This is a genomic window from Sphingobium sp. TomTYG65 (assembly GCF_055395525.1).
This window is the reverse complement of the sequence record NZ_AP027330.1, coordinates 800356-824047: the sequence shown is the minus strand read 5'-3', so window position 1 is coordinate 824047 and position 23692 is coordinate 800356. Positions and strand designations below refer to the sequence as shown.

The 23692-nt window shown below is 62.5% G+C and carries 23 protein-coding genes; 15 read left to right on the top strand and 8 right to left on the bottom strand.

Annotation, left to right across the window (positions count from 1 at the left end; translation table 11 throughout):
• The first annotated feature begins 91 nt into the window (after positions 1–91).
• Positions 92–565, top strand: coding sequence for an Lrp/AsnC family transcriptional regulator (locus ACZ5Y5_RS04140; RefSeq protein WP_464809926.1), 474 nt, complete (start codon positions 92–94; stop codon positions 563–565).
• Between the two features lie 65 nt (positions 566–630).
• On the opposite strand, the gene ACZ5Y5_RS04135 is transcribed toward ACZ5Y5_RS04140, so the two are convergent.
• Together ACZ5Y5_RS04135 and ACZ5Y5_RS04130 are read right to left on the bottom strand one after the other, a co-directional pair.
• Entirely contained in the window at positions 631–1905 is a 1275-nt protein-coding gene (locus tag ACZ5Y5_RS04135; protein ID WP_464809925.1) for a tetratricopeptide repeat protein, read from the bottom strand.
• A gap of 107 nt (positions 1906–2012) precedes the next feature.
• Complete coding sequence (locus ACZ5Y5_RS04130; RefSeq protein WP_464809924.1) at positions 2013–3293, bottom strand: hypothetical protein; 1281 nt, start codon at positions 3291–3293, stop codon at positions 2013–2015.
• A gap of 227 nt (positions 3294–3520) precedes the next feature.
• On the opposite strand from ACZ5Y5_RS04130, the gene gyrA reads away from it, so the two are divergent.
• On the top strand, positions 3521–6202 hold the full coding sequence (gene gyrA / locus ACZ5Y5_RS04125) for a DNA gyrase subunit A (protein ID WP_464809923.1): 2682 nt from the start codon (positions 3521–3523) through the stop codon (positions 6200–6202).
• Positions 6199–6546 (top strand): DUF952 domain-containing protein, encoded by a 348-nt coding sequence (locus ACZ5Y5_RS04120; RefSeq protein WP_464809922.1) that lies wholly within the window; start codon positions 6199–6201, stop codon positions 6544–6546. The genes gyrA and ACZ5Y5_RS04120 overlap by 4 nt, the downstream gene beginning before the upstream one ends.
• A 250-nt stretch (positions 6547–6796) precedes the next feature.
• Here the strand turns inward: ACZ5Y5_RS04120 and ACZ5Y5_RS04115 are convergent, their stop codons facing one another.
• Complete coding sequence (locus ACZ5Y5_RS04115; protein WP_464809921.1) at positions 6797–7915, bottom strand: glycosyltransferase; 1119 nt, start codon at positions 7913–7915, stop codon at positions 6797–6799.
• A gap of 53 nt (positions 7916–7968) precedes the next feature.
• Between ACZ5Y5_RS04115 and ACZ5Y5_RS04110 the strand changes: the two genes are divergently transcribed.
• The 7 genes from ACZ5Y5_RS04110 (at position 7969) to ACZ5Y5_RS04080 (ending at position 14479) form a co-directional block, all read left to right on the top strand.
• Positions 7969–8892 (top strand): lysophospholipid acyltransferase family protein, encoded by a 924-nt coding sequence (locus ACZ5Y5_RS04110; RefSeq protein ID WP_464810464.1) that lies wholly within the window; start codon positions 7969–7971, stop codon positions 8890–8892.
• Between the two features lie 52 nt (positions 8893–8944).
• Positions 8945–9589 (top strand): phosphoribosylanthranilate isomerase, encoded by a 645-nt coding sequence (locus ACZ5Y5_RS04105; protein WP_464809920.1) that lies wholly within the window; start codon positions 8945–8947, stop codon positions 9587–9589.
• Entirely contained in the window at positions 9586–10815 is a 1230-nt protein-coding gene (trpB, locus tag ACZ5Y5_RS04100) for a tryptophan synthase subunit beta (RefSeq protein ID WP_464809919.1), read from the top strand. The genes ACZ5Y5_RS04105 and trpB overlap by 4 nt, the downstream gene beginning before the upstream one ends.
• A 126-nt stretch (positions 10816–10941) precedes the next feature.
• Positions 10942–11769 (top strand): tryptophan synthase subunit alpha, encoded by an 828-nt coding sequence (gene trpA, locus ACZ5Y5_RS04095; RefSeq protein ID WP_464809918.1) that lies wholly within the window; start codon positions 10942–10944, stop codon positions 11767–11769.
• Entirely contained in the window at positions 11766–12617 is an 852-nt protein-coding gene (accD, locus tag ACZ5Y5_RS04090; protein WP_464809917.1) for an acetyl-CoA carboxylase, carboxyltransferase subunit beta, read from the top strand. Before trpA ends, accD begins: the two co-directional genes overlap by 4 nt.
• A gap of 25 nt (positions 12618–12642) precedes the next feature.
• Positions 12643–13968: a bifunctional folylpolyglutamate synthase/dihydrofolate synthase gene (locus tag ACZ5Y5_RS04085; RefSeq protein WP_464809916.1), complete on the top strand. Its 1326-nt coding sequence runs from the start codon at positions 12643–12645 to the stop codon at positions 13966–13968.
• A 70-nt stretch (positions 13969–14038) separates the two neighbouring features.
• Complete coding sequence (locus ACZ5Y5_RS04080; protein ID WP_464809915.1) at positions 14039–14479, top strand: DUF6628 family protein; 441 nt, start codon at positions 14039–14041, stop codon at positions 14477–14479.
• Here ACZ5Y5_RS04080 and ACZ5Y5_RS04075 read toward each other — a convergent pair.
• On the bottom strand, positions 14464–15789 hold the full coding sequence (locus tag ACZ5Y5_RS04075; RefSeq protein ID WP_464809914.1) for an AmpG family muropeptide MFS transporter: 1326 nt from the start codon (positions 15787–15789) through the stop codon (positions 14464–14466). The genes ACZ5Y5_RS04080 and ACZ5Y5_RS04075 overlap by 16 nt on opposite strands.
• Before the next feature lie 313 nt (positions 15790–16102).
• On the opposite strand from ACZ5Y5_RS04075, the gene ACZ5Y5_RS04070 reads away from it, so the two are divergent.
• Entirely contained in the window at positions 16103–17050 is a 948-nt protein-coding gene (locus ACZ5Y5_RS04070) for a GGDEF domain-containing protein (RefSeq protein ID WP_464809913.1), read from the top strand.
• A 36-nt stretch (positions 17051–17086) separates the two neighbouring features.
• Here ACZ5Y5_RS04070 and ACZ5Y5_RS04065 read toward each other — a convergent pair whose 3' ends face one another.
• Entirely contained in the window at positions 17087–17536 is a 450-nt protein-coding gene (locus tag ACZ5Y5_RS04065) for a response regulator (protein ID WP_464809912.1), read from the bottom strand.
• Positions 17537–17698: 162 nt separating this feature from the next.
• On the opposite strand from ACZ5Y5_RS04065, the gene ACZ5Y5_RS04060 reads away from it, so the two are divergent.
• Positions 17699–18613: a pseudouridine synthase gene (locus ACZ5Y5_RS04060; RefSeq protein ID WP_464809911.1), complete on the top strand. Its 915-nt coding sequence runs from the start codon at positions 17699–17701 to the stop codon at positions 18611–18613.
• 66 nt (positions 18614–18679) lie between these two features.
• Positions 18680–19219, top strand: a complete 540-nt coding sequence (gene rsmD / locus ACZ5Y5_RS04055; RefSeq protein ID WP_464809910.1) for a 16S rRNA (guanine(966)-N(2))-methyltransferase RsmD — start codon at positions 18680–18682, stop codon at positions 19217–19219.
• 64 nt (positions 19220–19283) lie between these two features.
• On the opposite strand, the gene ACZ5Y5_RS04050 is transcribed toward rsmD, so the two are convergent.
• The gene (locus tag ACZ5Y5_RS04050; protein ID WP_464809909.1) at positions 19284–19733 is read right to left on the bottom strand and encodes a globin domain-containing protein; all 450 of its coding nucleotides are present in this window, start codon (positions 19731–19733) and stop codon (positions 19284–19286) included.
• Between the two features lie 114 nt (positions 19734–19847).
• Here ACZ5Y5_RS04050 and ACZ5Y5_RS04045 point away from each other — a divergent pair, with 114 nt between their 5' ends.
• A complete protein-coding gene (locus ACZ5Y5_RS04045) occupies positions 19848–20336 on the top strand; it encodes an RrF2 family transcriptional regulator (protein WP_464809908.1) in 489 nt (162 codons plus the stop codon).
• Here the strand turns inward: ACZ5Y5_RS04045 and ACZ5Y5_RS04040 are convergent.
• Complete coding sequence (locus tag ACZ5Y5_RS04040; RefSeq protein WP_464809907.1) at positions 20284–20754, bottom strand: Fe-S oxidoreductase; 471 nt, start codon at positions 20752–20754, stop codon at positions 20284–20286. The genes ACZ5Y5_RS04045 and ACZ5Y5_RS04040 overlap by 53 nt on opposite strands.
• Positions 20755–20878: 124 nt before the next feature.
• On the bottom strand, positions 20879–21274 hold the full coding sequence (locus tag ACZ5Y5_RS04035; protein WP_464809906.1) for a GFA family protein: 396 nt from the start codon (positions 21272–21274) through the stop codon (positions 20879–20881).
• Positions 21275–21376: 102 nt separating this feature from the next.
• On the opposite strand from ACZ5Y5_RS04035, the gene ACZ5Y5_RS04030 reads away from it, so the two are divergent.
• Positions 21377–23656: an ATP-dependent helicase gene (locus ACZ5Y5_RS04030; protein WP_464809905.1), complete on the top strand. Its 2280-nt coding sequence runs from the start codon at positions 21377–21379 to the stop codon at positions 23654–23656.
• Positions 23657–23692: the final 36 nt, after the last annotated feature.

The following is a 23692-nucleotide window of genomic DNA, read 5'->3' as shown; positions in this document are numbered from 1 at the left end:
ATTTAGGATCGTCGCATAGTGGGACAATTGCATTGCCCTGAAATATTATTATGATATCGGGCAAGAAATGAGAAAGGAAATAAGCAGGATAATGGCTGGCCCGAACATCGACGACATCGACCTGCACATCCTGGGCGAGCTGCAACAGGACGGCCGCATGACCAATGTCGAGTTGGCGCGGAAGGTCGGATTGACCGCGCCACCCTGCCTGCGCCGCGTGCGGGCGCTGGAAGAGAGCGGCGCCATCAACTCCTATCATGCGGTGGTGAACCCGGCCATGCTGGGATACACCATCACCGTCTTCGCGATGGTCAGCTTGAAAAGCCAGGCGGAGGCCGATCTCAAGGCGTTCGAGGACCATGTCGCCACCCTCCCGGAAGTGCGGGAATGCTATATGCTGAACGGCGAAATCGACTTCATTCTGAAGGTCGTGGCAAAGGACCTTCAGAGCTTTCAGCAGTTCCTGACTTCAAAGCTCACGCCAGCGCCGAATGTGGTCAGTGTGAAGACATCGCTGACCATCCGCATGTCCAAAAATCTGCCCGGTGTCCCGCTGCCGCTTTAACGGCGGCGGAGCAGCGCGCCCGTTCCTGCTGAGTAGCCTTACAAGCTCAGCAGGAACGGCCGATATCAGCTTGCGGGCGGAACGCTCACCGGCTGAAACGCCGTCTTGCGGCTCTGCTGATCCACCCACACGCTCCAGAATCCGGCCACATTCGCCCAGTTTCCGCTCACCTGCGTCAAAGCAGTCTTCGCGCCAGCCAAGTCGCCCGAGCGCGCCAGCGCTATGCCGAGACGCGTATTCGCTTTACCCTGATCGACGCCGCCCTTGCTCAACGCCAGCCGATACTGCTCGACCGCCTGCGGAAACTGGCTGAGCGAAAAATAGTCATCCGCCACCGCCAGCGCAGCAGACCCATCCTTCGCCGCCGCAGCCTTCTTGGCAGCCGCGGGCAACGCCGCAATCTGCTTCGCCGCCTTCGGCGTCACGCTCTTCATCAGGCTAGCCGTCGCTGCCTGCGTCGCCATCAGCTTGCCGGCAGAGCGCCCCGCTTCGACGATCGCTTTCGCTTCGGCATAATTGCCCGCTTTTTCGGCAAGCTGCGCATAGGCTTGATAGTCGCGCTCGCTCGCCATCGCGCCATTCGCCGCCTGGAGACGGTAAAGATCGAGCTGCACCTGCGTTTCCATGCCGGGCGCGCTTAGATAATTGGCAAGCGCCGACCGCCATTCCCCGGCGGAACCATAATGTGCCAGCCGCTCCCGATAAAGCGATCCGACCTCCGCCCAGTCACCCGCAGCATAGGCAAGCGAAATGGCGCGGTCATACCAGGCCGCCGGAACCGCCTGCCCCGAAGCCCGCTGGCGGGCGAGCGCATCCTGGACATAGGGGCGCGCTTCTTTCGCCCTGTTCTTGCGCAGATAGATATCAGCGCGCAGCATCGTGGCGTCGGTCGCGTCGTAGCCAAGCGTCTTGGCGTAATCGAGCTGCGCCAGCGCATCGTCATAATTGCCGACGACATAGGACAGATAACCAGCGACGTAGCGAAGGCGCGGCGCATCCTTCTTGGGCACCGACGCGGTCTTGAACATGTCGGTCAGCGCGACGCGCTGCGCCTGAAAATTCCGTTTCAGGACCGCCAGTTCGAACCGCAGCCCAGCGGCAGCATAGGCTTCGAAATCACTAACCGGCATCAACCCGCTGATCTGCGCCTGAGCCGTATTGGCATCACCCGCCTTGATCGCGCTGTCGGCCGCCTGCGCAGCCGCCCGAAAACTTTCCGACATGACGATCACGGGGCCGCTTGCCGATGGTTTCTTCGCCAGTGCTGGACCCGATATCGCTGCCACCGCAACAATCGCCAAGAGCCCTGATTTAAGCGTGGAATGTCGCAGCCTGACCATGTCGGCCGTCCCCTTTTTCTCATGCGCCAGCGCATGGCGCCGGCCCCTGTTGCATCATGTCGTGTAATGAAGGTGCGCCGGCCCCATGAACCGGCGCACCTGTCAGATCAGGCCTTGGTGGCGAGATAGGCCAGCCAGAGGTCCGCGATCTTCTTGCGTGTGCCGGTCTGAACCGACTGGAAGGCGGCCTTGGCGGACGCGACATCGCCGCCCAGCGCCTTCGCGATGCCAAGGCGCGTGTTCACCTCGTCCACATCGACGCCGCCCTTCTGCTTGGCCAGCTCGAACATCGCCGCAGCCTTCGCATAGTCGCCATAGCCCAGATAGGCGTCCGCGGTCGCAGCGGCGATCTTGCCGTTGGCGGCCTTGCGCGCGTCGGACTCGGCCGAACCCAGCGATGCCTTGTCGCCCGCGATCTTCGGCGCAGCGGTCTGATACAGGTCGGCGCCTGCCGTGCCCTTCAGCACGCCCTTGGCGCGGCCCTGATCAACGGCGGACTTTACCTCGCCATAGATGCCGGTCTTCGACGCCATTTCGCCATATTCCAGGAAGTCGCCAGCGACCACCAGACCACCCGACGCCGCCATCAGGCGCAGAACGTCCAGATTCTCACGATTGGTGATGTTCGGGTTCGACTGCTGGAACAGGCGGATCAGCGTGCGGAGATTCTCGCCGCTCGGCTGAGCCTGGTACGCCGATGTCGCCCATTCGGTCACTTCCGGCAGGCGCGACGCAGCCGCGCGGGCAACGCCGATCTGATACCATTGCGCGGGCACCTGGCCACCCGCGGCCTTGGTCGCGTTGATCGCCGCCTTCAGCGCGGCCAGGCCCTGCTGATTGAGGCCACGGCCCGGTTCGGCAGTCGCATTGGCTGTTCCCGCCTTGCCGAAATAGGCCTGCGCCAAAGTGACATTGACGGCCTCAGCCTTGTAATTGGCCTGCGCCGCTGCCTGCGCGCGGCGGATGGCAAGGTCGTAATTCTTCGCCTGCAGCGCCTGGTCGGCGGCGACGGCATTGAACTGGCCCACCTGTTCAGGCGGCGTCAGGCCGCTGTCCAGCATCTGGGTCAAGGCCTCGCCCTGCAAGGCTGTGTCCTTGGACGAAATCGACGTGTTCAGCTTGATCGCGCCGATCTGATATTTGTCGTCGTTCGACTTCGCCTTGCTGTCCGCATCTGCCAGCGCCGCCTTTGCACCGGCGAAATCATTCTTCTGAGCCGCCGCTTGCGCCACCTGCAGCGCCTTGATCACATCGGGGGAAACGTTCAGCTTGGGAGCGCCGCCTTTTTTGTCTTCCTTCTTCGCCGCCATAGCAGGGGCCGAAATGGCGCCGCCGGTCACCGCAAGAGTCAGCGCGAGCGCCAAGGGGGTAACAAAACGCATGATCATCTTCTCCTCTGCGCGCCCGGGGGAAAGGCGCCCTTGATTAAGCGCCGTTTAGGGGGCGGCGCGTGAATGACGTTTGAACATCGTATATGCACCACTTTCCCGCCTGTCAGCCCCTTCTTACAGCTTGTGTTTCCGCGAGCGCGCGTGCGCGCGCGAGGGGTGACAGATTTGTTTCGCTGGGCTAGTGGAAGCATAACGAAACTGTTCATCCATAAAAGAGAATCGCATTGACCGACGAGACTGCCCTCGCCGACCCTTCGGATATCAGCCCCATCTCCATCGTGGACGAGATGAAGGCGAGCTATCTCGACTATGCCATGTCGGTGATCGTCGCCCGCGCTCTGCCCGACGTCCGTGACGGGCTTAAGCCGGTTCATCGCCGCATCCTCTTCTCGGCCCATGAATCGGGCTTTCAGTATAATAAGCCCTATCGCAAATCGGCGCGCATCGTCGGTGACGTGATCGGTAAATATCACCCTCATGGCGACAGCGCGATCTATGACGCCTTGGCGCGCATGACCCAGGATTGGTCGATGCGCGTGCCGTTGATCGACGGTCAGGGGAACTTCGGATCGATGGACCCCGATCCCCCGGCGGCCATGCGTTACACCGAAGCGCGCCTTGCGAAGGTCACCAATGCGCTGCTGGAAGATCTCGACAAGGACACCGTCGATTTCCAGCCAAACTACGACGCCTCCGAAAGCGAGCCGCAGGTCCTGCCTGCGCGCTTTCCGAACCTGCTGGTCAATGGCGCAGGCGGCATCGCGGTCGGCATGGCGACCAACATCCCGCCGCACAATCTGGGCGAAGTCATTCGCGCCTGCCTCGCCTATATCGATAATCCGGCGATCAGCGTGGACGACATTATCCAGATCGTCCCCGGCCCCGATTTCCCCACCGCTCCGCTGATCCTGGGCCAGTCCGGCGCACGCAGCGCCTATCATACCGGCCGTGGCTCGATCATGATGCGCTCGCGTCATGTGATCGAGGAAGGACGCGGCGACCGCCGCTCTATCGTCTTGACCGCCATCCCCTATCAGGTGGGCAAGAACGGCCTTGTCGAAAAGATCGCCGAAGCCGCCAAGGACAAGCGGATCGAGGGCATCAGCGACATTCGCGACGAATCGAACCGCGAAGGCGTTCGCATCGTCATGGACCTGAAGCGCGACGCGACGCCGGAAGTCGTGCTGAACCAGCTGTGGCGCAACACGCCCGCCCAATCGAGCTTCCCAGCGAACATGCTCGCCATTCGCGGCGGCCGTCCGGAACTGCTCAACATCCGCGACATCATCGAGGCGTTCGTCCGCTTCCGCGAAGAGGTCATCACCCGCCGCACCAAGTACGAACTCAACAAGGCCCGCGATCGCGCCCATGTCTTGCTGGGTCTAGTCATCGCGGTCACCAACCTTGATGAAGTGGTGCGCATCATCCGTGGCTCTGCCAGCCCGGCCGAAGCACGCGAAACCCTGCTCGCCCGCGAGTGGCCGGTGGCGGAAATCGCGCCCTATCTGCGCCTGGTCGAAGCGATAGAGACGGAAGCCGGGGGCGACACCTACCGCCTGTCGGACATTCAGGTCCGCGCCATCCTCGACCTGCGCCTGCACCGCCTGACTGCGCTCGGCCGCGACGAGATCGGCAATGAACTTGCCGAACTCGCTGCCGCCATCGCCGAATATCTTGAAATCCTCGGCAACCGTCAAAAGCTCTATGCTGTCATGCGCGAGGAGTTCGAGGCGATCGAGCGCGACTTTGCGACGCCGCGCCTGTCCGAAATCACCGCCGCCGCTGACGGCATCGATGACGAAGACCTCATCGAACGCGAAGAGATGGTCGTCACCGTCACGGTGCAGGGCTATATCAAGCGTACCCCGCTCGAAAGCTTCCGCGCCCAGGCGCGCGGCGGCAAGGGCCGTTCGGGCATGGCGACCAAGGATGAGGACGCCGTCACCGAATTGTTCGTGACCTCGACCCACACGCCGGTTCTCTTCTTCTCGACGGCGGGCAAGGTCTATCGCCTCAAAGTCTGGCGTCTGCCCGAAGGCGGGCCGGCCACGCGCGGTCGCCCGATGGTGAACCTGCTCCCGCTCGGCCCGGGCGAAACGATCCAGACCGTTCTGCCGCTGCCAGAGGATGAAGACAGCTGGAAGGACCTGCATGTCATGTTCGCGACGGCGAACGGCACGGTCCGCCGCAACAGCATGGACGCCTTCGCCAATGTGCCCAGCAATGGCAAGATCGCGATGCGCTTTGACGATGACAGTAACGACCGTCTGATCGGCGTCGCCTTGCTCACCGAAAATGACGACGTCCTTCTCGCCACGCGCCAGGGCAAGGCGATCCGCTTCCCTGCCACCGATGTGCGCGAGTTCCAGAGCCGCACCTCCACCGGCGTGCGCGGCATGACACTGAAGGGCGGCGATGAAGTCATCTCGCTCTCCATCCTCCACCGCTCCGGCGCAACGCAGGAAGAGCGGGAGGATTATCTGCGCTTCGCCCCCTGGAAACCGGAAAAGGAAGGCGAGCCGACCATGCCCGCCGAGCGTTTCGCCGAACTGCAGGCAAAGGAACAGTTCATCCTCACCGTGTGCTCCAACGGATATGGCAAGCTGTCGAGCGCCTTCGACTATCGCCGCACCGGACGCGGCGGCCAGGGCATCACGAACATCGACAATATCGGCCGCAACGGCCCGGTCGTCGCCAGCTTCCCCGTACGGCATGAGGATCATCTGATGCTCGTCACCGACCAGGCAAAGCTGATCCGCATGGGCCTCGACACCCTGCGCGTCATCGGCCGCAACTCGGCAGGCGTCCGCCTCTTCAACGTGTCCGACAATGAGCATGTCGTCAGCGCCGCGAAGATCGAGGAAAGCGACGAGGCCGAAGACGCGCCGGAAATCACGGAGGCGTGACCGACCTCTTCGCCTACAAGATCCTGACGAAGGATCAGTATGACCAACTGAAGACCGACGGCACGTTCAAGGGCGCGCCCGTCGATCTTCAGGACGGCTACATCCACATGTCCACCCGCGAACAGGCCGCAGAAACCGCCGCTAAGCATTTCGCGGGCCAGGACAATCTGGTCATGCTGATGATCGACCTCGCCCCGTTCGGCGAAGCGGTGAAGTGGGAAGAGTCACGCGGCGGCGCGCTGTTCCCCCACCTCTACGCCGGCCTCCCGCTGAGCGCCGTAGCGGGGAAGGTGGTGTTGCGGCTGGACGAACAAGGCAGGCATCTGTTTCCGGCAGGCTTCTGACACCCGTTCCGTTCGAGCGAAGTCGAAAAAACGCTTGCGCCCAACACTCCCGATCGCTGCGCTTTTTCTTTTATCATCCCCTCCCGGGAATAACCGTCATGCGAGATTCTCACCGTTCCCCCTCCCGCGAGCGGGAGGGGGCTAACGCAACCTCGGCGGCAATGGTCAACGACTACGCTGCGGGCTCGCTTCGCTCATCTCCACACCAAACCATTCGCGGCACGAGAATATCTTACATTGTCGGAAGAGATTACCCCACCCTCTCCATCCGCACGACCTTCCCGCCTTTCACCCAATAATCAAACCCACCCCACCTGATCCGCCGCGAACAGGCCGCCGCCAACTGCATCCCCCAATGCACCCAGCACACCGCAAAGGGCGCAAGAACATCCCACCAGAGCGACCTTCTCGCCGCGCGCGCCTGCCCCGGCTCCACCACGCCCGCAATGATCCGCCGCCGCACCAGCGACCGCCCGGCAGCCGCGACATAACCCACAGCCACCGCGCTCAATCCACCCCAACCAATCGCCCAGACCCAGCCCAAGGCTTGGCTACTCACCACGGCGCAAGCGACCAGCCACATGCCCGCGCTGTTCGTCACGATATGCCGATACTGCCGCACCCCGAACGCAAAGGCCCCACGCCCGTCCAGCGGACTCGCAACAAGCAAATCCCGCACCGGCCGTAACCGCAGCTTCGCGCGCCAGCCCGCCAGTCCGATCGCCATATCGTCCGACAACCGCCCCGCCAGCGCCGCATCCAGGTCCAGCCGCTCCGCCACCTCCCGCGTCAGCGCCATCGCCCCGCCCCAGGGCATGGTAGCGCTCGCCGCGCGCGGCAGGGTCGCAAGCTGCATCTCCACCGCCCCTACCAAGGCTGCCGCCGCACTCCGCGCCGGCAACAACAGCCGGTATCCGGTCACAATATCCGCCTTCCCTCGCACCAGAGGAAAAAGCAGCCGCCCTACCAGCCGTGCCGGTGGCTCGATGTCCGCATCCACAAACACAAGATAGCGGTCGTCCTCCCGCAAGGCGCGCAAAGCCGCCCGCAGCTTATGAACCTTCTGCCCCTCGTCGCTCGCAACGCCAGCACGGACGACCTGCACCCATTCCCCCTCGCGCGCGGCAAGAGCCTCCGCCGCCCCGCACGCGCTGGAGGTCGCGATCACCAACCGAAACCCAGCCGTCTGCGCCTTCAACCGCGCGATCAGTTCCGCTCCGCCGTCCCAATCATCCCGCACCGACAGCAGCACCACCACGCCCTCAGGCGCTTCTTCCTGCCGGTCCACAGGCAGGTGCCGCCAATAATTCAGCACCCCCAGCAGCGTCAGCCCCTGCAAGACAGCCCAAAGCCCCAAGGCCCAATTCATGAATATTCCAAGCCCTTTACCGCCCCGACCGCTGCTGTATGACGGCAGGTGCGATGCTCTCCAACCCCTTTCTCTTCACCCTCCTCCGCATCCTCCCCGCCTCCTTGGCTTCATGGCTGGGCGGCTGGTTGTCGACGAACATCGCGCGGCGAAACATGAAGCTGCGCGATCAGCGCGCTCGCACCAACCTCGCCATCCTCCGCCCGGACCTTCCCGAAGCCACGCGCGAGGCAATGCTCACCCGCCGCTGGTTCAACCTCGGCCGCACCATGGCCGAGTTGACCAACATCGACCGGCTGATCGAGAACAACCACATCAGCGTCGAGGACGCCGCCGGCTATCAACACGTCCTGGACGGGCCCGGCCCCATGATCGCGCTGGCCGTTCATCTCGGCAATTGGGACCTGCTCGCCGCCCATATCAAGGCGTCCACCGACCGCCCGGGCCTCGGCGTCTATGACCCGCCACAAGACGCCGCTCAGGCCGCCATGCTCAAACGCGCCCGCTCCAGCTACATGGGCGAGGCGATCACCGGAGACGGCGCGGCGCGCGGCATCCTCAAGCATCTGACGACCAAAGACCGCGCTACGCTCTACATATTGCTGGACGAACGCCGCGACCGCCAGGTCTGGTTCCCGCGCTTCGGCCGCGATCTGCCGCCATCGGGCAACCTCTCCGCCGCGCTCCGTCTCGGCCGCAAGGTCGGTGCCAAATTCCTGCCCTTCTATATGATCCGGACAAGCGGTCCCAACTTCCGCGTCCACTGGCACCCACCGCTCGACCCGGCGCAACTCACCGACGACCAGATCATGGATCAGGTGGACGCCTTTCTCGGCAAGGCCTGCATCGATCATGCCGACCAATGGTTGGCGTTGCATGACATGGACCTGGCGGCACTCGCCTCCTCCGTTCGCCCTGAGCTTGTCGAAGGGCGTGCGCGCACCTCGACAGGCTCAGCCCCAACGGTTGTAGAGTGAACGCTCGAAACGAACGGTTCTAAGTAAGGTCAACAGCCGCTAAAGCCCCCCAATGTCCCGACTCGCCATCAAAATCTGCGGCCTTTCGACGCCTGAGACAGTTGGTGCCGCCATGCGCGCGGGCGCGACGCATCTTGGCTTCGTCCATTTCCCGAAAAGCCCCCGACATGTCGAAGCGGACCAGTTGCGCGCCCTCGCCGCGCCAGTCCCTGCGCATATCGGTAGAGTAGCCGTTCTCGTCGATCCGACCGACGAAACGCTCGCGGAGCTCACGGCCACAAACGCCCTCACCGCGCTCCAACTCCACGGCAAGGAAAGCCCGGCACGCATCGCTGCCATCCGCCAACGCTTCAACCTCCCCGCCTGGAAAGCCATTTCCGTCAAGACGAGCGCGGACATAGACGCCGCCAAAGCTTATGCCGGCGCGGCGGACCTCCTCCTCTTCGACGCCAAGACGCCGGACGGCGCAGCGCTGCCGGGCGGCATGGGCTTGCGCTTCGACTGGACGTTGCTGCGCGGGGCACCCATATCCATGCCCTGGGGCCTTTCCGGTGGCCTCGGCATCGACAATGTCGCCGAAGCCCTCCGAATCACCGGCGCGCCGATGATTGACGTTTCTTCCGGCGTAGAGGATGCGCCGGGCATCAAGAGTGTGGACAAGATCATGGCCTTCTGCAAAGCGGCACAGCCATCATGACCATCAAGAACTCCCTCCGCTCCCAGCCCGATGCGTCCGGCCATTTCGGCTCCTTCGGCGGCCGCTATGTCGCCGAAACGCTGATGCCGCTCATCCTGGAACTGGAGAAGGTCTATAAGGAAGCCCGCCAAAACCCCGAATTCGATGCCGAGTTCACGGAACTGCTGCGCTCCTATGTCGGCCGCCCCAACCCGCTTTATTATGCCAGGCGCCTGACCGAAGCACTGCGCGCTGACGCCCCCGAGGGTAAAGGCGCGAAAATCTATCTGAAGCGCGAAGAACTGAACCACACCGGCGCGCACAAGATCAACAATTGCATCGGCCAGGCCCTGCTCGCCCGCCGCATGGGCAAGAAGAAAGTCATCGCCGAAACCGGCGCGGGCCAGCATGGCGTCGCGACCGCCACCGTCGCCGCTCTGTTCGGCATGGAATGCAAGATCTTCATGGGCGCCAAGGACGTCGAGCGGCAAAAGCCCAATGTCTTCCGCATGAAGCTGCTCGGCGCCGAAGTGATCCCCGTCGTTTCCGGATCGCAGACGCTCAAGGACGCGATGAACGACGCCCTGCGCCATTGGGTCTCGAACGTCCATGACACTTTCTACATCATCGGCACCGCCGCTGGCCCGCATCCCTATCCGGAGCTAGTCCGCGATTTTCAGTCGATCATCGGCCGCGAAGCCCGCGAACAGATCATCGAAATTGAAGGCCGCCTGCCGGACATGCTGATCGCTCCGGTCGGCGGCGGCTCCAACGCCATCGGGCTGTTCCACCCCTTCCTCGACGATGCTGACGTCAAGATGATCGGCGTTGAGGCGGCAGGTGAGGGCCTGACCGGCAAGCACGCTGCGTCTCTTGCAGGCGGCGCATCCGGCATCCTGCACGGCAACCGCACCTATCTGTTGCAGGATGAAGACGGCCAGATCACTGAAGCGCACAGCATTTCTGCTGGCCTCGACTATCCCGGCATTGGTCCTGAACATAGCTGGCTGCATGAAATCGGCCGCGTTCAATATATGCCCATCACTGATGACGAGGCGTTGGCAAGCTTCCAGAAGCTTGCCGCACTCGAAGGCATCATCCCCGCCCTCGAATCCGCTCACGCCATCGCCAGCGCGGAAAAGGTCGCGCCGACGATGGACGCGGACCAGATCATCATCGTCAATCTCTCCGGCCGGGGCGACAAGGACATCTTCACCGTCGCCGATGCTCTGGGAGTGGAGATGTGACCTCCTTGCTCCCACTCCGTGTTCCTGCGAAGGCAGGAACCCAGTCCCCCCGTCAGAACTGGGCTCTCGCGAGCCACTCGTCTCGTTCGAGTGCCTGCGCAGGAGCACGCTGCGCCAGGATCGCTCATGACTGACCGCCTCGCCACCCGCTTCGAATCCTGTAAGTCCGCAGGCCGCGCCGCACTCATCACCTTCGTGACCGCAGGCGACCCGACCGTAGCCGCGACTCCGGCGATCCTCGACGCCCTCGTCGCGGGCGGCGCGGACATCATCGAACTCGGCATGCCCTTTACCGATCCGATGGCCGATGGGCCCGCGATCGAACTGGCGAACCTGCGCAGCCTCGGCTCCGGCACGAAGACGCGCGACATATTCCATCTCGCCACCACTTTCCGGGCGCGGCACCCGCACATCCCCCTGATCCTCATGGGCTATGCCAACCCCATGCTGGTCCGTGGCGCTGAATGGTTCGCCGACCAGTGCCGCGACGCTGGCGTGGATGGCGTCATCTGCGTCGATGTTCCGCCGGAAGAGGACGCTGAAATCGGCCCGGCCCTCCGCGCTACTGGCATCCACCTCATCCGCCTTGCGACCCCCACCACCGACGCGGCCCGGCTGCCCGCCGTCCTGGATGGAGCCAGCGGCTTCCTTTACCATGTCGCCGTCGCAGGCATCACCGGGAAGCAGCAAGCCGCCCAGGCCGCCGTCGAACTCGCGGTCGAAAAGCTCAGGGCTGCCACCAGCCTGCCCATCGCCGTCGGCTTCGGCGTCCGTTCCGCCGAACAGGCCGCTGCCATCGGCCGCGTCGCGGACGGCGTGGTGGTGGGCTCCGCCATCGTAGATATCGTCGGATCGCACGGCGATGCCGCCGCACCCTTCGTTCAGGAGTTCGTCGCTGCGCTCAGCGGCGCGCTCAAAGCCAACAGCCCCCATTTCCGGGAGACCGCCGCATGAGCTGGATCAACCGCGTCCGTAAGGCCGTGCCTTTCCTCGCGAAGAAGGAAACGACCGCCGAGACGCTGTGGCATAAATGCCCGTCTTGCACCGAGATGATCTTCATCAAGGAGTGGGAGGATAATCTTTCCGTCTGCCCGCGCTGCGATCATCACGGCCGCATTGGTCCGGCCGAGCGCTTCGAGCAGATCCTCGATCCCGGCTTTATCCTGCTGCCCACCCCCCCGGTGCAGGAAGACCCGCTCAAGTTCCGCGACTCCAAGCGCTATCCCGACCGCATCAAGGCCGCCCGCGCACAGACCGGCGATCAGGATGCGCTCATCAACGCTCGCGGCGCGATCGACGATGTACCGCTTGTCATGGGCGTCCAGAACTTCGCCTTCATGGGCGGTTCGATGGGCATGGGCGTCGGCGCGGCCTTCATTCAGGGCGTGAACGAAGCCATCGGCCACAAATGCCCTTACGTCATCTTCACCGCAGCAGGCGGCGCGCGCATGCAGGAGGGCATCCTCTCCCTCATGCAGATGCCGCGCTCGACCGTCGCAATCCAGAAGCTGCACGCTGCGGGACTCCCCTATATCGTGGTCCTCACCGATCCAACCACCGGCGGCGTCACGGCCAGCTACGCGATGCTGGGCGACGTCCAAATCTCCGAGCCGAACGCACTCATCGGCTTTGCGGGCCAGCGCGTCATCGAAAGCACGATCCGCGAGAAATTACCCGATGGCTTCCAGCGCGCTGAATATCTGCTGGAACATGGTATGATCGACATGGTTGTCCATCGTAGCGAACTGCGGGACACGCTGGCGCGGGTGATCGGCTATCTGGCTCCTCGCGTCGCCGCCTGACGCTTCGCCCTAGGGACAAAGGGCCATGCCCGACCATGCCTTCTCCGATGATCCGGGGGTCCAGGCCCAGCTGGACCGTCTGGCGACGCTGTCGCCCGGTGCCGATATATTGGGCCTCGACCGCATCACCCGTCTGCTCGACCGGCTCCGTGACCCGCACCGGGCGTTGCCACCGATCTTCCATGTCGCAGGCACCAACGGCAAAGGTTCGACCTGCGCCTTCCTCCGCGCCGCGCTGGAAGCGGATGGCAAGAGCGTTCACGTCTTCACCTCTCCCCATCTCGTCCGCTTCAACGAACGCATCCGCATCAACGGCCAGTTGATCAGCGACGAAGCGCTCGCCCATTATCTCTCCCGCGTCCTTGACGTCGCGGAAGGCATCGGCGCGAGCTTCTTCGAAGTCACCGCCGCCGCCGCCTTCCTCGCCTTTGCCGAGCATCCCGCCGACGCCTGCATCATCGAAGTGGGCTTGGGCGGCCGCCTAGACGCCACGAACATCATCGAAAGCCCGGCCGTCTGCGGCATCGCTCAACTGGGCCTCGATCATCAGTCCTTCCTGGGCAACAGCCTTCGCGCTATCGCCACCGAAAAGGCGGGCATAGCGAAGCCAGGCGCACCGCTCGTTACGCAGCGCTACTCCGAATCCCTCTTCCCCGTCATGCGCGAAGCGGCGGCCCGCGCTCGCACCATCTGGCTCCCCATGGGGCAGAGCTGGGACGCCGCCAGCTACCGTGACCGCCTCCATTATCGCGATGAACAAGGCCGGATCGAAACGCCCCTGCCCCGCCTGCCCGGCGCGCATCAGGTGCAGAACGCAGCCCTGGCCTTCGCCATGCTACGCCATCAAAGCGCCGTGCCGGTCAGTGAAGCCGCACTCAAGGCCGCGCCTCTTTGGGCGCACTGGCCTGCACGCCTTCAACGGCTCGACCACGGCCCGCTCCTCGCCCCCCTGCCGCCCGAAACCGAAGCATGGCTGGACGGCGGCCACAATGCAGGCGCAGGCGAAGCCATCAGTGCCTTCTTCACCACTGACCGTCTTGTCGGCGGCAAGCTGCAGTTGATCATCGGCATGCTCGCCAACAAGGATGTGGACGCCTATCTCGCACCTTTCGCCGGACGCATATCGCATATCCATGCGCTGCCGGTGCCGGGCCATGACTACCATCCGGCGGATCGCTTCGCTGCTGTCGCGGCGCGCTGGGGCATCGGCTGCACTGCTCATGAAGGGCCTCAACAAGCCATCGCGGCCCTTGCCGCCGAGCCGCATGATCGGCCGCCGCAGTTGCTGATCGCTGGCTCGCTCTACCTCGCTGGCGAAATTTTGCGGCTGAACGACCAATTTCCTGACTGATTGTACTTGCGATTGACTCGCAATAGCGTAACCTGATGTCCGTAACGCAACGGATAAAAGGTGCACGCCCATGGCCTATGGAGAGACCAGCCCCATCGATCTGTCCCGGCCGCTTCCCGGCGGCTATGGCAATCGGCTCTTCCTCTATGTCATGCGCCGCATGGCCAGCGCAGGCGTGGACGACGCACATGCCGCCAATGCCATGATCGGCGCCCTCGGCCGCAGCTACCGCCGCCCGCTTGTGCTGATGCGCGCCATGATGCTGGAACTCGCTCGCTGCGCCACTCGAAAGATATTGGTCGCGCCGTGCTGCTGCGCCCGCATGACGGCTGACGAAGCTCTGCTCATGCAATCCATCGGCATCGCGCTCAACGATCCCCATGACGCCTACGAACAGCTCTGCTCCCTGCTCGGCACGGATGACGCGCTAGGCGCGCTCACCTGCCTTCAGGCCGTGTCGCAGGCTCACAGCGATCTGGGTCGTCCGCTCGACCTCTATGCCGGGGCCTGATCACCCTCATCCGTCGCGGCGCTGCCGACGCTTGAGTCAACGAGCCCGCTGCGCATCATCAGCCAGAAGAGGATGATGCCCGGCAGCGCCAGCACGGTGGTCAACAAGTAGAAATCGACATAGCCGAACCGCTCGATCAGCGCCCCCGCCGTCGTCCCGGTCAGGAATCGCCCGACGATACTCGCCGCTGCCGAAATCATCGCATATTGCGCGGCGGTAAAGCGCAGGTCGCACAGGGCCGAAAAATAGGCGACCACGGCCACCCCGCCGATCCCGCTCGCGAAATTTTCAAAGCCGATCGCGCCCGCCATGCCGATGTTGCTTTTCCCCGCAGCCGCCAGCGCGGCGAAGCTGAAGTTGGACACCGCCATCAGCACCAGACTGATCAGCACAGACCGCTTCAGCCCCAAACGCGCATATAGCACGCCACCCACGAAAATCCCCGCAAGCAACGCCCAAAAACCCACGCCCACATCGTAAAGCGCAATCTCCTGATTGCTGTAGCCCAGATCGTTGAACAACAGGCGGAATGTCAGGTTAGCCAGCGTGTCGCCAATCTTGTGCACGACGATGAACAGCAGCACGAGCAACGCGCCCTTGCGCTGGAAGAAGTCGATGAAGGGTCCGATAATCGCCTGCACCAGTTCGCCGCCAGCCTTGCGCGCCGCAATTTCCCGATGGCGCTCGGGCTCACCCACGATTACCGCCGCCAGCATGGCCGGCAGCGCAAAGAAGGCACAGACCAGATAGGCTGTCGTCCAATTCCAATATTGCGCCACGACCAACCCCAGCGCACCTGCCGCCGCCGCGCCGATCCGCCAGCCATATTGCGACATGCCCGCACCGATCCCCAATTGCTCCGGCCGCAATATCTCGATCCGATAGCCATCGATGATGATGTCGAAAGTCGCGCCTGCAATGCCCAGCAGGATGGCCGCGCGCACCGTCGCCATCAGGTCCGCCGCCGGATCGACCAGCGCCAAATTGGCGACCGCCGCCATCACCAGCACCCCGGCCAGCAGCATCCAAGACACGCGCTGTCCCATGCGATGGAGCAGGGGCAGCTTCACCCCTTCGATCACCCACGCCCACAGCCATTTCAGATTATAGGCCAGCAGCACCAGGCTGAATGCCGTCACGCTCTTCTTGTCGATCCCATCCTGCGCCAAGCGGGATGACAGGTTCGCCCCGATCATCGCAAATGGAAAGCCCGACGAGATTCCCAGGAACAGCGCGGCGAGCGGCGCCTTCTCGACATAGGGCTTCACCGCATCCAGCCAGCTTCTGGTGCCCATCGCAATGTCTGTCATGAAAGCGTGCGCCCCCGAATATGCTTATCAAGGCGTCACCATATGGCCAAACGCCGGAGAAACAAGCGGAAGACGCGGATCGGTTCTGCCCACCTAGCGAGCACCCCGCTCTCACTTCCATCACGCCAGCGAAAGCCGGCATCTATTTCCCAGACGCAGCTTGCACCAGATCCCCGGCTTTCGCCTGGATGACGGAAATGGGCGGCAAGCGGAATGAGGGCTCCGGAACCTTAGGGTCCGACAGGTAGCTTTGACAGTATTACAGCTTACTCCTATGAAGCAGCATTGAAACAATGAAAACCTTGTGGCGGTCGTGGAAATAACATTTGAACAAGCTAGGAAATCCCTCGATTTTCTCGAATTACAGCAACTCGAACCAACTGCCGTTAACTATGACCTAGCACTAACATATGTTACGAGATCATTGCCCGAATTGTCCCGGGAGATCGATACGCAAACCGATGGTGGCGTTCGATTGAGCCACAAAGAGGCCAATACTCTCATCAAGCGCTTTCTATCAAAAAGTAAGTTGGCTCTTGGCGCGCGTGAGAAAGTGATCGCCCAGCAGACGGAACAGTTAGGGGTTCTAACTTCCGAGGCTCATCAGGTGACCAGCGGCTTGGAGCGGGATGTGGCGAATGTCGTCACTCAAGCGGGTGAATGGCCGAGTGCATCAAGTGATTTTGTGACGCGCCTGTCGGAGGCAGAGCGGGAACTCGCAGAGTTGCGCAATAACTTGGCAGAGCTGCAGGCACGCGTTGATGGAACAGAATCTTATCCAAAAAGCAATAGTCGTGACGCCCTGACAAAATCTCTAGACAGGGATGGGTCTCAGGATCTTTTGCGGAAGTTGACCACCGATGGACGAAGCTACGTTATCATCATGTTTGGACTTGATGACATAGAAGAACTTAACGAAAAATATGGGCGTTCGGTCGGAGATAACATAATCAATGCTCTTGCATCCACACTGCGGGAGCATTTTCAGGAACAGGAGCTGGTCCGATGGTCTGGAAACCAGTTCATCACCATCCTGAAAGACACCGCCATCATGCAAGCGCGCGTGATCGCTGAAGAGGCGCTGCTTGCCATGTCGCAACGGCGTTTAAGGTTGCGCGACACAGGAGAATGGGTAGGCGTCGTGACGGCCTCCGCCGGGATTGTAGTCGGCCAACACGAACTCACGACAGATGTTTTGGAACAAGCCCGTGCCAACCTGCTTTCTGCCTCAGAGGCAGGCGGAAATCAGATCAAGGGATGATGATGTCCCTCGCCCCCTATCAGCCCGCAACCTGTGTCACGAAAACAACCGCAATCTCTGCGGCACCCGCCCCGGCTCATCCCCGCGCATCAGCGCCTCGATCACCGAAATCGCTCCCAACAAATCACGCGGCAGATAAGGCTTCGCCAGGCAACCCACAGCCATCTCATGCGCGTCAACCGGGCAAGCCCCGGTAACGAACAGCACCGCCAGGCCCTTTCCATGCGCATGCCGCGCCACATCGATCCCGGTCTTGTCTCCATGCAGCGTGATGTCGGCGATCACCAGATCGACCTCATCCTCCTCAATGACGCTGACGGCATGGTCATAGTCCTCGACCGTCGCGGCGACGCGATAGCCCGCCTGCTCGAGCACATGTTCATTGTCGAAGGCTATCAGCGGCTCATCCTCGACAACCAGCACGCTATGGATCGCCTTGTCCCGCAGCCCCAGCTTCGAGTCCCCTTTGACTAGCCCGAAAAACATTTGCCGATCCGCCCCAATTACGCCATGCAGCCGATCAAACGCGCAGCGCCTGCTGGGAGTTGCGGCCCTCACCTTCGCACGGGCGACGGGACGGCACTATTCGTCATTTTCACGGCTTTCCTGATATGGGAATGCCCTTGCTTCGTTAAAAGGAACCGCTGCGTGGAGCCGCCGAAAAAATCTGGACCGCCCCGCCGGGCAGGACCTGGCGGTCCCCGGCGTCCTGCAGATGGAAAGCCCGCCAACGGCACGCGCTCCGCTCGCCCGCCATTCCGCAAGGCGAAAGCGGCTCCGGCCAAGCCTGCCAATCCTCATCCTGCACGCGCAGCTGCCGTCGCCAGCGGCAAGAACGAGCCGCAACGCATCGCCAAGCTCCTCGCCCGCGCGGGCGTGGCCTCCCGCCGCGAGATTGAGCGGATGATCGAGGATGGCCGGATCACCTTGAACGGCGAAGCGATCACAACACCCGCCACCTTGCTGACTTCGCTCAATGGAATCGCCGTCGATGGCAATCCCGTAGCGCAGCCTGCGCCTACACGGCTGTTTCTCTTCCATAAGCCATCGGGTTATCTGACGGCGGAGCGCGACCCACGCGGACGTCCCACCATCTATGACCGGCTACCGGCAGACCTGCCGCGCGTCATACCGATCGGCCGTCTCGACATGACAACAGAAGGATTGCTGCTTCTCACCACGGACGGCGAGTTCAAGCGCCAGATGGAATTGCCTGCCACCGGCGTTCCCCGCACTTACCGGGCGCGCGCCTTCGGTGAAGTCAGCCAGGCCCAGCTCGAAGATCTATTCATGGGCATAGAGATTGACGGCATCCGCTACGGCCAGATCGAGGCCAATCTGGAACGCCGCACCGGCCGTAACCAGTGGATCGAAATGACGCTGACCGAAGGGAAGAACCGGGAAGTACGTCGCGTCCTTGAGCATCTTGGCCTTCAGGTAAACCGCCTGATCCGCACCAGCTACGGCCCGTTCCACCTGGGCGAACTCGCCTCCGGCGCGATCGAGGAAGTGCGCCAGCATGACCTGATCGTCTTCCGCAAGAGTTTGAAGACAAAATCCTAAAGTCCCCCAACCTCCGTTCGCCCTGAGCTTGTCGAAGGGCGCTCTCCTTCTACACGGACGCCAAGAATGAGAATAATCGCAGGCCAATGGCGAGGCCGCCCGCTAGTAGCTCCCAAAGGCGACACCACCCGCCCCACCGCCGATCGCACGCGCGAAACCCTTTTTTCCATGCTGCTAAGCCGCATCGGCTCCTTCGAAGGGCTTAGCGTCGGCGACTTTTTCGCCGGTTCAGGAGCGCTGGGGTTCGAAGCCTTGTCCCGCGGCGCGGCAAGCTGCCTCTTCGTCGAACAGGACCGCGCCGCGCTGGACGCGATCCGCGTTAATGGCGACAAGCTGGGCCTACGCCCCGACATCCGCCAGAGTAGCGTTCTCTCGCTGGGCCCAGCGCCAAAGCCGCTCGACCTCATCTTCATGGACCCGCCCTATAATAGCGGCGCAGGCGCCGTGGCTCTCGACAAGCTCAGCCGCCTTGGCTGGACCAGCGCCGCGACCTGGATCAGCATAGAAACCGACCGCCGCGAAGATGTGGAAGTCAAGGGCTTCGCCATCGACGCCACCCGAGACGTCGGAAAAGCACGCCTGACGTTGCTGAGGGCGCAAACCTGATCCGCTCTCCCCTTCAGGGGAGAGGGTTGGGGAGAGGGGGACGCCCCAAACGCCCGCTCGTCATTCAAGCAGCCTCAGCATCCTCGTAGGCCTGCACCTCCTTGCCGATCAAAATCTCGGCCAGGAACCAATAGGCTTTGCCCCAGGCATTTAGAACCGCGTCCGTTGCGACCCCTTCGCCCAGTACGTCGCGTATCGCGGGCAGCAGCGCCTCCGCGACCTTGGGATAATGCTCCGCTTTGACGCCCGTCTCGACATGCCGCTGCACCATCCGCGCCACCGCGCCCTCCAGCGCCTGCAACTTGTCGATATTCTCCGCATAACCCAGGATCGCCACAGCCAGCCGCTTGGGCTGCTCGCCGCTTGCCTGCGCGGCTTGATCGAACATGTCCTTGATCGACGGGTCCTGGAAAAGCCGCTTGTACATGGCGGTGGTGATCTCCACGCCATGGCTACGCAGCGCCGGAGCAGTTGCCTTGACGATCGCGATGGTTTCAGCGGTGAGCTGGCTCATAAATGCACCCCTTTGGCTGGAGACTCAACAAAGGTGCATTTACGTTGCATGTTTTAACATGTAAATACGATACATGTTTGATCCTGGAACGTCGTTCTTTTAACGCATTCCTTCATGCAATTGACCCGCCACACCGACTACGCCCTGCGCGTCCTCATCCATTTGGCGGTGTCGCCCACCGGCCGCGCGACCATCGCAGAGATCGCCGACAGCTACGGCCTATCGCGCAATCATCTGATGAAAGTCGTCCATCATCTGGGCCAAGGCGATTTTATCGCAACCCAGCGCGGACGCGGCGGCGGCTTCACCCTCGCCCGCTCGCCTGAGGGGATCATGCTGGGCGACGTGATCCGCCATACGGAAACCGACATGAATCTCGCCGACTGCGGCGGCTGCGCCCTCCGTTCCGCATGTGGTCTTTCCGGCATATTGAAGGCGGCAACCGCCGCCTTCCTCGCCGTCCTCGACCAACACAGCTTGGCCGATGCAGCGCGGGACAAGGCTGGGCTTGCGGCGCTTATCGCCGCGCTGCCCAGCCTCCCCTCATCCTCTAGCGATGCCTGCGCGCAGCCCGCTTCGACCGAGGCGCTTCGCCCGGATTGATGCAGCTGTCCTGCACCGTCCTGCTGCACAACGGATAGTCCTTACCGCCAGCTGGCGGCGGGGTCATATTGCCTCCGACCGTAACTGGATTAGCCGAACTCCCGACAGGCGCAGTCGGATCGGTGGGTACGCCTGCGGGCGCAGGCGCCATGCCCGTGCTCGGCGGAACCGCACCAGTGGGCTGACCCGCGTTGGGATCGGCCGGCGTAGCAGGTGTTGCGGGCGTCGCGGACTCACCCATCCCACCCGGGGTCGCTGGCGTAGCGGGGGTCGCGGGAACAGCAGGCTCTCCCGGCGGCATCGTATCCGTGGCGGGCGGCTGACCCACGCTACCCGCGCCGCCCTGCGCGAGCGCAATCCCGGAAGCGCCTGCGCCAAAGGCCAACAATGCGGCGCCTGCAAGCATGATGGATTTCATCGGGTCGTCCTTTCCTGTTCATCACCCCCTCTTAGATGGTGAAGAACCGGATCAGTGACGCAGGCGTTCCGATATGGTCGACGAACCGTTGCTTAGCTGCCGCCAAGCGACCACTTACGGCTACTTATTTTTCTGGATAGCGATCAAATCGGGGGTGCTCATGCACCTTCCCCATCCACGGAGCCGCTTCCGCCCATTGCACATGAATAGCCGGAGGAAAGGCGGACTGATCGTCCAGCGTGGCTGTCTGTATATCCACCATGCCGGGAAAGGCAGCCGGGTTACGGTAGAAGAGCCCCGTTCCGCATGTGGCGCAAAACTGCCGTGTAACATTTTCCGATGACTGATATTCCCTCGGCTCGCCGCTCACCTTGACCTGCTCTTCGGGAAAGAGCGCCCATCCGACCATCGGTGCGCCTGCGCTCCTGCGGCAGTCCGAGCAATGACAGAGCGCGCTGTAAACTGGTTCACCCTGCACTTCGAACTGGATGGCTCCACACTGACACCGCCCTGTCGCCATGTCCTTTCTCCTTGCATGATTCGCCTTTTGTTCTCATAGAACCAACTATCGTGCAAGGGCATGGCTCTTGCTCCTTCGCCCCCCGCTTCCTAGTTGTTGGCCATGACCCTGCCTGCCCCTTCGCCCGATGATCCAGCCTATCTTCAGGGTCTCAACGCTCCGCAGCGAGAGGCCGTGCTTACGACCGAAGGGCCGGTGCTCGTGCTTGCCGGTGCCGGCACGGGCAAAACTGCTGCGCTGACGGCACGCCTGGCCCATCTAATCGCCACTCGCCGGGCTTACCCATCGGAAATTCTGGCCGTGACCTTCACCAACAAGGCTGCGCGCGAGATGCGCGAGCGCGTCGGTCGAATGATTGGCCCGGCTGTGGAAGGCATGCCTTGGCTCGGCACCTTTCACGCGATCGCCGCCAAGATGCTGCGCCGCCACGCCGAGCTGGTCGGCCTGCAATCCAACTTTACCATCCTGGATACCGATGACCAGCTTCGCCTGATGAAGCAATTGATCCAGACTGAAGGCATTGACGAAAAGCGCTGGCCCGCCCGGCAACTCGGCGGCTTGATCGACCAATGGAAGAATAAGGGATTGACCCCCGAGGAGATCGGCGCGGGAGAGAGCGAGGCCTATGCGAACGGGCGTGGGCAAAAGCTCTATGCCGCCTATCAGGCGCGGCTGCGGGATGTTAACGCGTGTGATTTCGGCGACCTCCTGCTCCATGTCCTCACGATTTTAAAGCGTCACCGCGATGTGCTGGAAAGCTATCAGCAGCGTTTCCGCTACGTGATGGTGGACGAATATCAGGATACTAATAGCAGCCAATATCTCTGGCTCCGTCTGCTCGCTCAGCAGCGCAAGAATATTTGCTGCGTCGGCGACGACGATCAATCCATTTACTCCTGGCGCGGCGCGGAAGTCGCCAATATCCTGCGATTTGAAAAAGACTTTCCGGGCGCAAAGATCGTTCGGCTTGAACAGAATTACCGTTCCACGCCGCATATCCTGGGCGCTGCTTCCGGCGTCATCGCGGAGAATGGCAACCGGCTTGGCAAGACTCTCTGGACCGACATCGACGTTGGCGAGAAGGTTCGCATCATCGGCGTATGGGATGGCCCGGAGGAAGCGCGTCGCGTTGGCGACGAGATAGAAACTATAGAGCGGTCTGGCAAATCGCTCGACGAGGTCGCGATATTGGTCAGGGCTCAGCACCAGACGCGTGAGTTCGAAGACCGCTTTATCCAGATCGGCATGCCTTATCGGATCGTCGGGGGCTTTCGCTTTTACGAACGCGCGGAAATCAGAGATGCCCTGGCTTATTTGCGGCTCGTCAATCAACCCGCAGACGATCTGGCCTTCGAAAGGATTGTCAATGTCCCCAAACGCGGCCTGGGCGACAAGGCTCTCGAAAAGCTGCATCGCCTTGCACGCGCGGAGGGCGTTCCTCTCGCGCTCGCGGCCGCGCGCATTCTCGACACGGACGAAATGACGCCCCAGGCGCGCCGCAGCTTGGGCGCGTTCATCGGCGACCTGGCGCGCTGGCGCGACCGTGCCGCGCAGCTTCCTCACGCCGAACTCGCTCGGCAAATTCTGGACGAAAGCGGCTACACGGCCATGTTGCAGGCCGAGCGCACGGCGGAAAGCGCCGGCCGTCTAGAGAATCTCAACGAACTTACCCGCGCCATGGAGGAATATGAGACGCTTGGCGCGTTCCTAGAGCATGTGTCGCTGGTCATGGACAACGATGCGCAGGCCGACGAGCGCAAGGTCACGATCATGACCATCCACGCCGCCAAGGGACTGGAGTTCGACACCGTGTTTCTTGCCGGCTGGGAAGAGGGCATTTTCCCTTCCCAGAGAGCACTGGACGAAGGCGGCCTCAACAGTTTGGAGGAAGAGCGCCGACTCGCCTATGTGGCAATCACACGCGCGCGGAAGCTGTGCATCATCCTGCATGCCGCGAACCGCCGGATTTATGGGCAATGGACCAGTTCCATCCCTTCAAGATTTGTGGGCGAACTGCCGCCCGAACATGTTGAAGAAGAAAGCAGCATGGCTGGTGGCGCTTCGCTATGGCGCGCCAACTGGTCGGAACGGGCCGACCCCTTCGCGAATGTGCAGCGGGGCTCCGGGCGTGGTCCGGGCTGGCAACGGGCGCAGCAAAGCGGTCAATTCACCCGCGAGCCGGCCCGCATTGTCGAAGCCCGTACGTCGGCCGTGTCGCTCGGCAATAAGGGCCGGGATGACATGAAGGTGGGCCTGCGCATTTTTCACCAGAAATTCGGCTATGGCACGGTAGCGGAGATCGAGGGCAACAAGTTGGAGATCGACTTTGAAACCGCAGGCCGCAAACGGGTGATGGACAGCTTCGTTCAGCCCGCTTCCTAGCTACTGCCATTCATTGACGCCTGGATAGGCGAGGCG

What these genes read in the sequence shown, in the direction of transcription:
- ACZ5Y5_RS04140 (WP_464809926.1), top strand. Translation starts at nt 92, where the DNA reads ATGGCTGGCCCGAACATCGACGACATCGACCTGCACATCCTGGGCGAG.
- ACZ5Y5_RS04135 (WP_464809925.1), bottom strand. Translation starts at nt 1,905, where the DNA reads ATGGTCAGGCTGCGACATTCCACGCTTAAATCAGGGCTCTTGGCGATT.
- ACZ5Y5_RS04130 (WP_464809924.1), bottom strand. Translation starts at nt 3,293, where the DNA reads ATGATCATGCGTTTTGTTACCCCCTTGGCGCTCGCGCTGACTCTTGCG.
- ACZ5Y5_RS04115 (WP_464809921.1), bottom strand. Translation starts at nt 7,915, where the DNA reads ATGAATTGGGCCTTGGGGCTTTGGGCTGTCTTGCAGGGGCTGACGCTG.
- ACZ5Y5_RS04110 (WP_464810464.1), top strand. Translation starts at nt 7,969, where the DNA reads ATGCTCTCCAACCCCTTTCTCTTCACCCTCCTCCGCATCCTCCCCGCC.
- ACZ5Y5_RS04105 (WP_464809920.1), top strand. Translation starts at nt 8,945, where the DNA reads ATGTCCCGACTCGCCATCAAAATCTGCGGCCTTTCGACGCCTGAGACA.
- trpB (WP_464809919.1), top strand. Translation starts at nt 9,586, where the DNA reads ATGACCATCAAGAACTCCCTCCGCTCCCAGCCCGATGCGTCCGGCCAT.
- trpA (WP_464809918.1), top strand. Translation starts at nt 10,942, where the DNA reads ATGACTGACCGCCTCGCCACCCGCTTCGAATCCTGTAAGTCCGCAGGC.
- accD (WP_464809917.1), top strand. Translation starts at nt 11,766, where the DNA reads ATGAGCTGGATCAACCGCGTCCGTAAGGCCGTGCCTTTCCTCGCGAAG.
- ACZ5Y5_RS04085 (WP_464809916.1), top strand. Translation starts at nt 12,643, where the DNA reads ATGCCCGACCATGCCTTCTCCGATGATCCGGGGGTCCAGGCCCAGCTG.
- ACZ5Y5_RS04080 (WP_464809915.1), top strand. Translation starts at nt 14,039, where the DNA reads ATGGCCTATGGAGAGACCAGCCCCATCGATCTGTCCCGGCCGCTTCCC.
- ACZ5Y5_RS04075 (WP_464809914.1), bottom strand. Translation starts at nt 15,789, where the DNA reads ATGACAGACATTGCGATGGGCACCAGAAGCTGGCTGGATGCGGTGAAG.
- ACZ5Y5_RS04065 (WP_464809912.1), bottom strand. Translation starts at nt 17,536, where the DNA reads ATGTTTTTCGGGCTAGTCAAAGGGGACTCGAAGCTGGGGCTGCGGGAC.
- rsmD (WP_464809910.1), top strand. Translation starts at nt 18,680, where the DNA reads ATGAGAATAATCGCAGGCCAATGGCGAGGCCGCCCGCTAGTAGCTCCC.
- ACZ5Y5_RS04050 (WP_464809909.1), bottom strand. Translation starts at nt 19,733, where the DNA reads ATGAGCCAGCTCACCGCTGAAACCATCGCGATCGTCAAGGCAACTGCT.
- ACZ5Y5_RS04045 (WP_464809908.1), top strand. Translation starts at nt 19,848, where the DNA reads ATGCAATTGACCCGCCACACCGACTACGCCCTGCGCGTCCTCATCCAT.
- ACZ5Y5_RS04040 (WP_464809907.1), bottom strand. Translation starts at nt 20,754, where the DNA reads ATGAAATCCATCATGCTTGCAGGCGCCGCATTGTTGGCCTTTGGCGCA.
- ACZ5Y5_RS04035 (WP_464809906.1), bottom strand. Translation starts at nt 21,274, where the DNA reads ATGGCGACAGGGCGGTGTCAGTGTGGAGCCATCCAGTTCGAAGTGCAG.
- ACZ5Y5_RS04030 (WP_464809905.1), top strand. Translation starts at nt 21,377, where the DNA reads ATGACCCTGCCTGCCCCTTCGCCCGATGATCCAGCCTATCTTCAGGGT.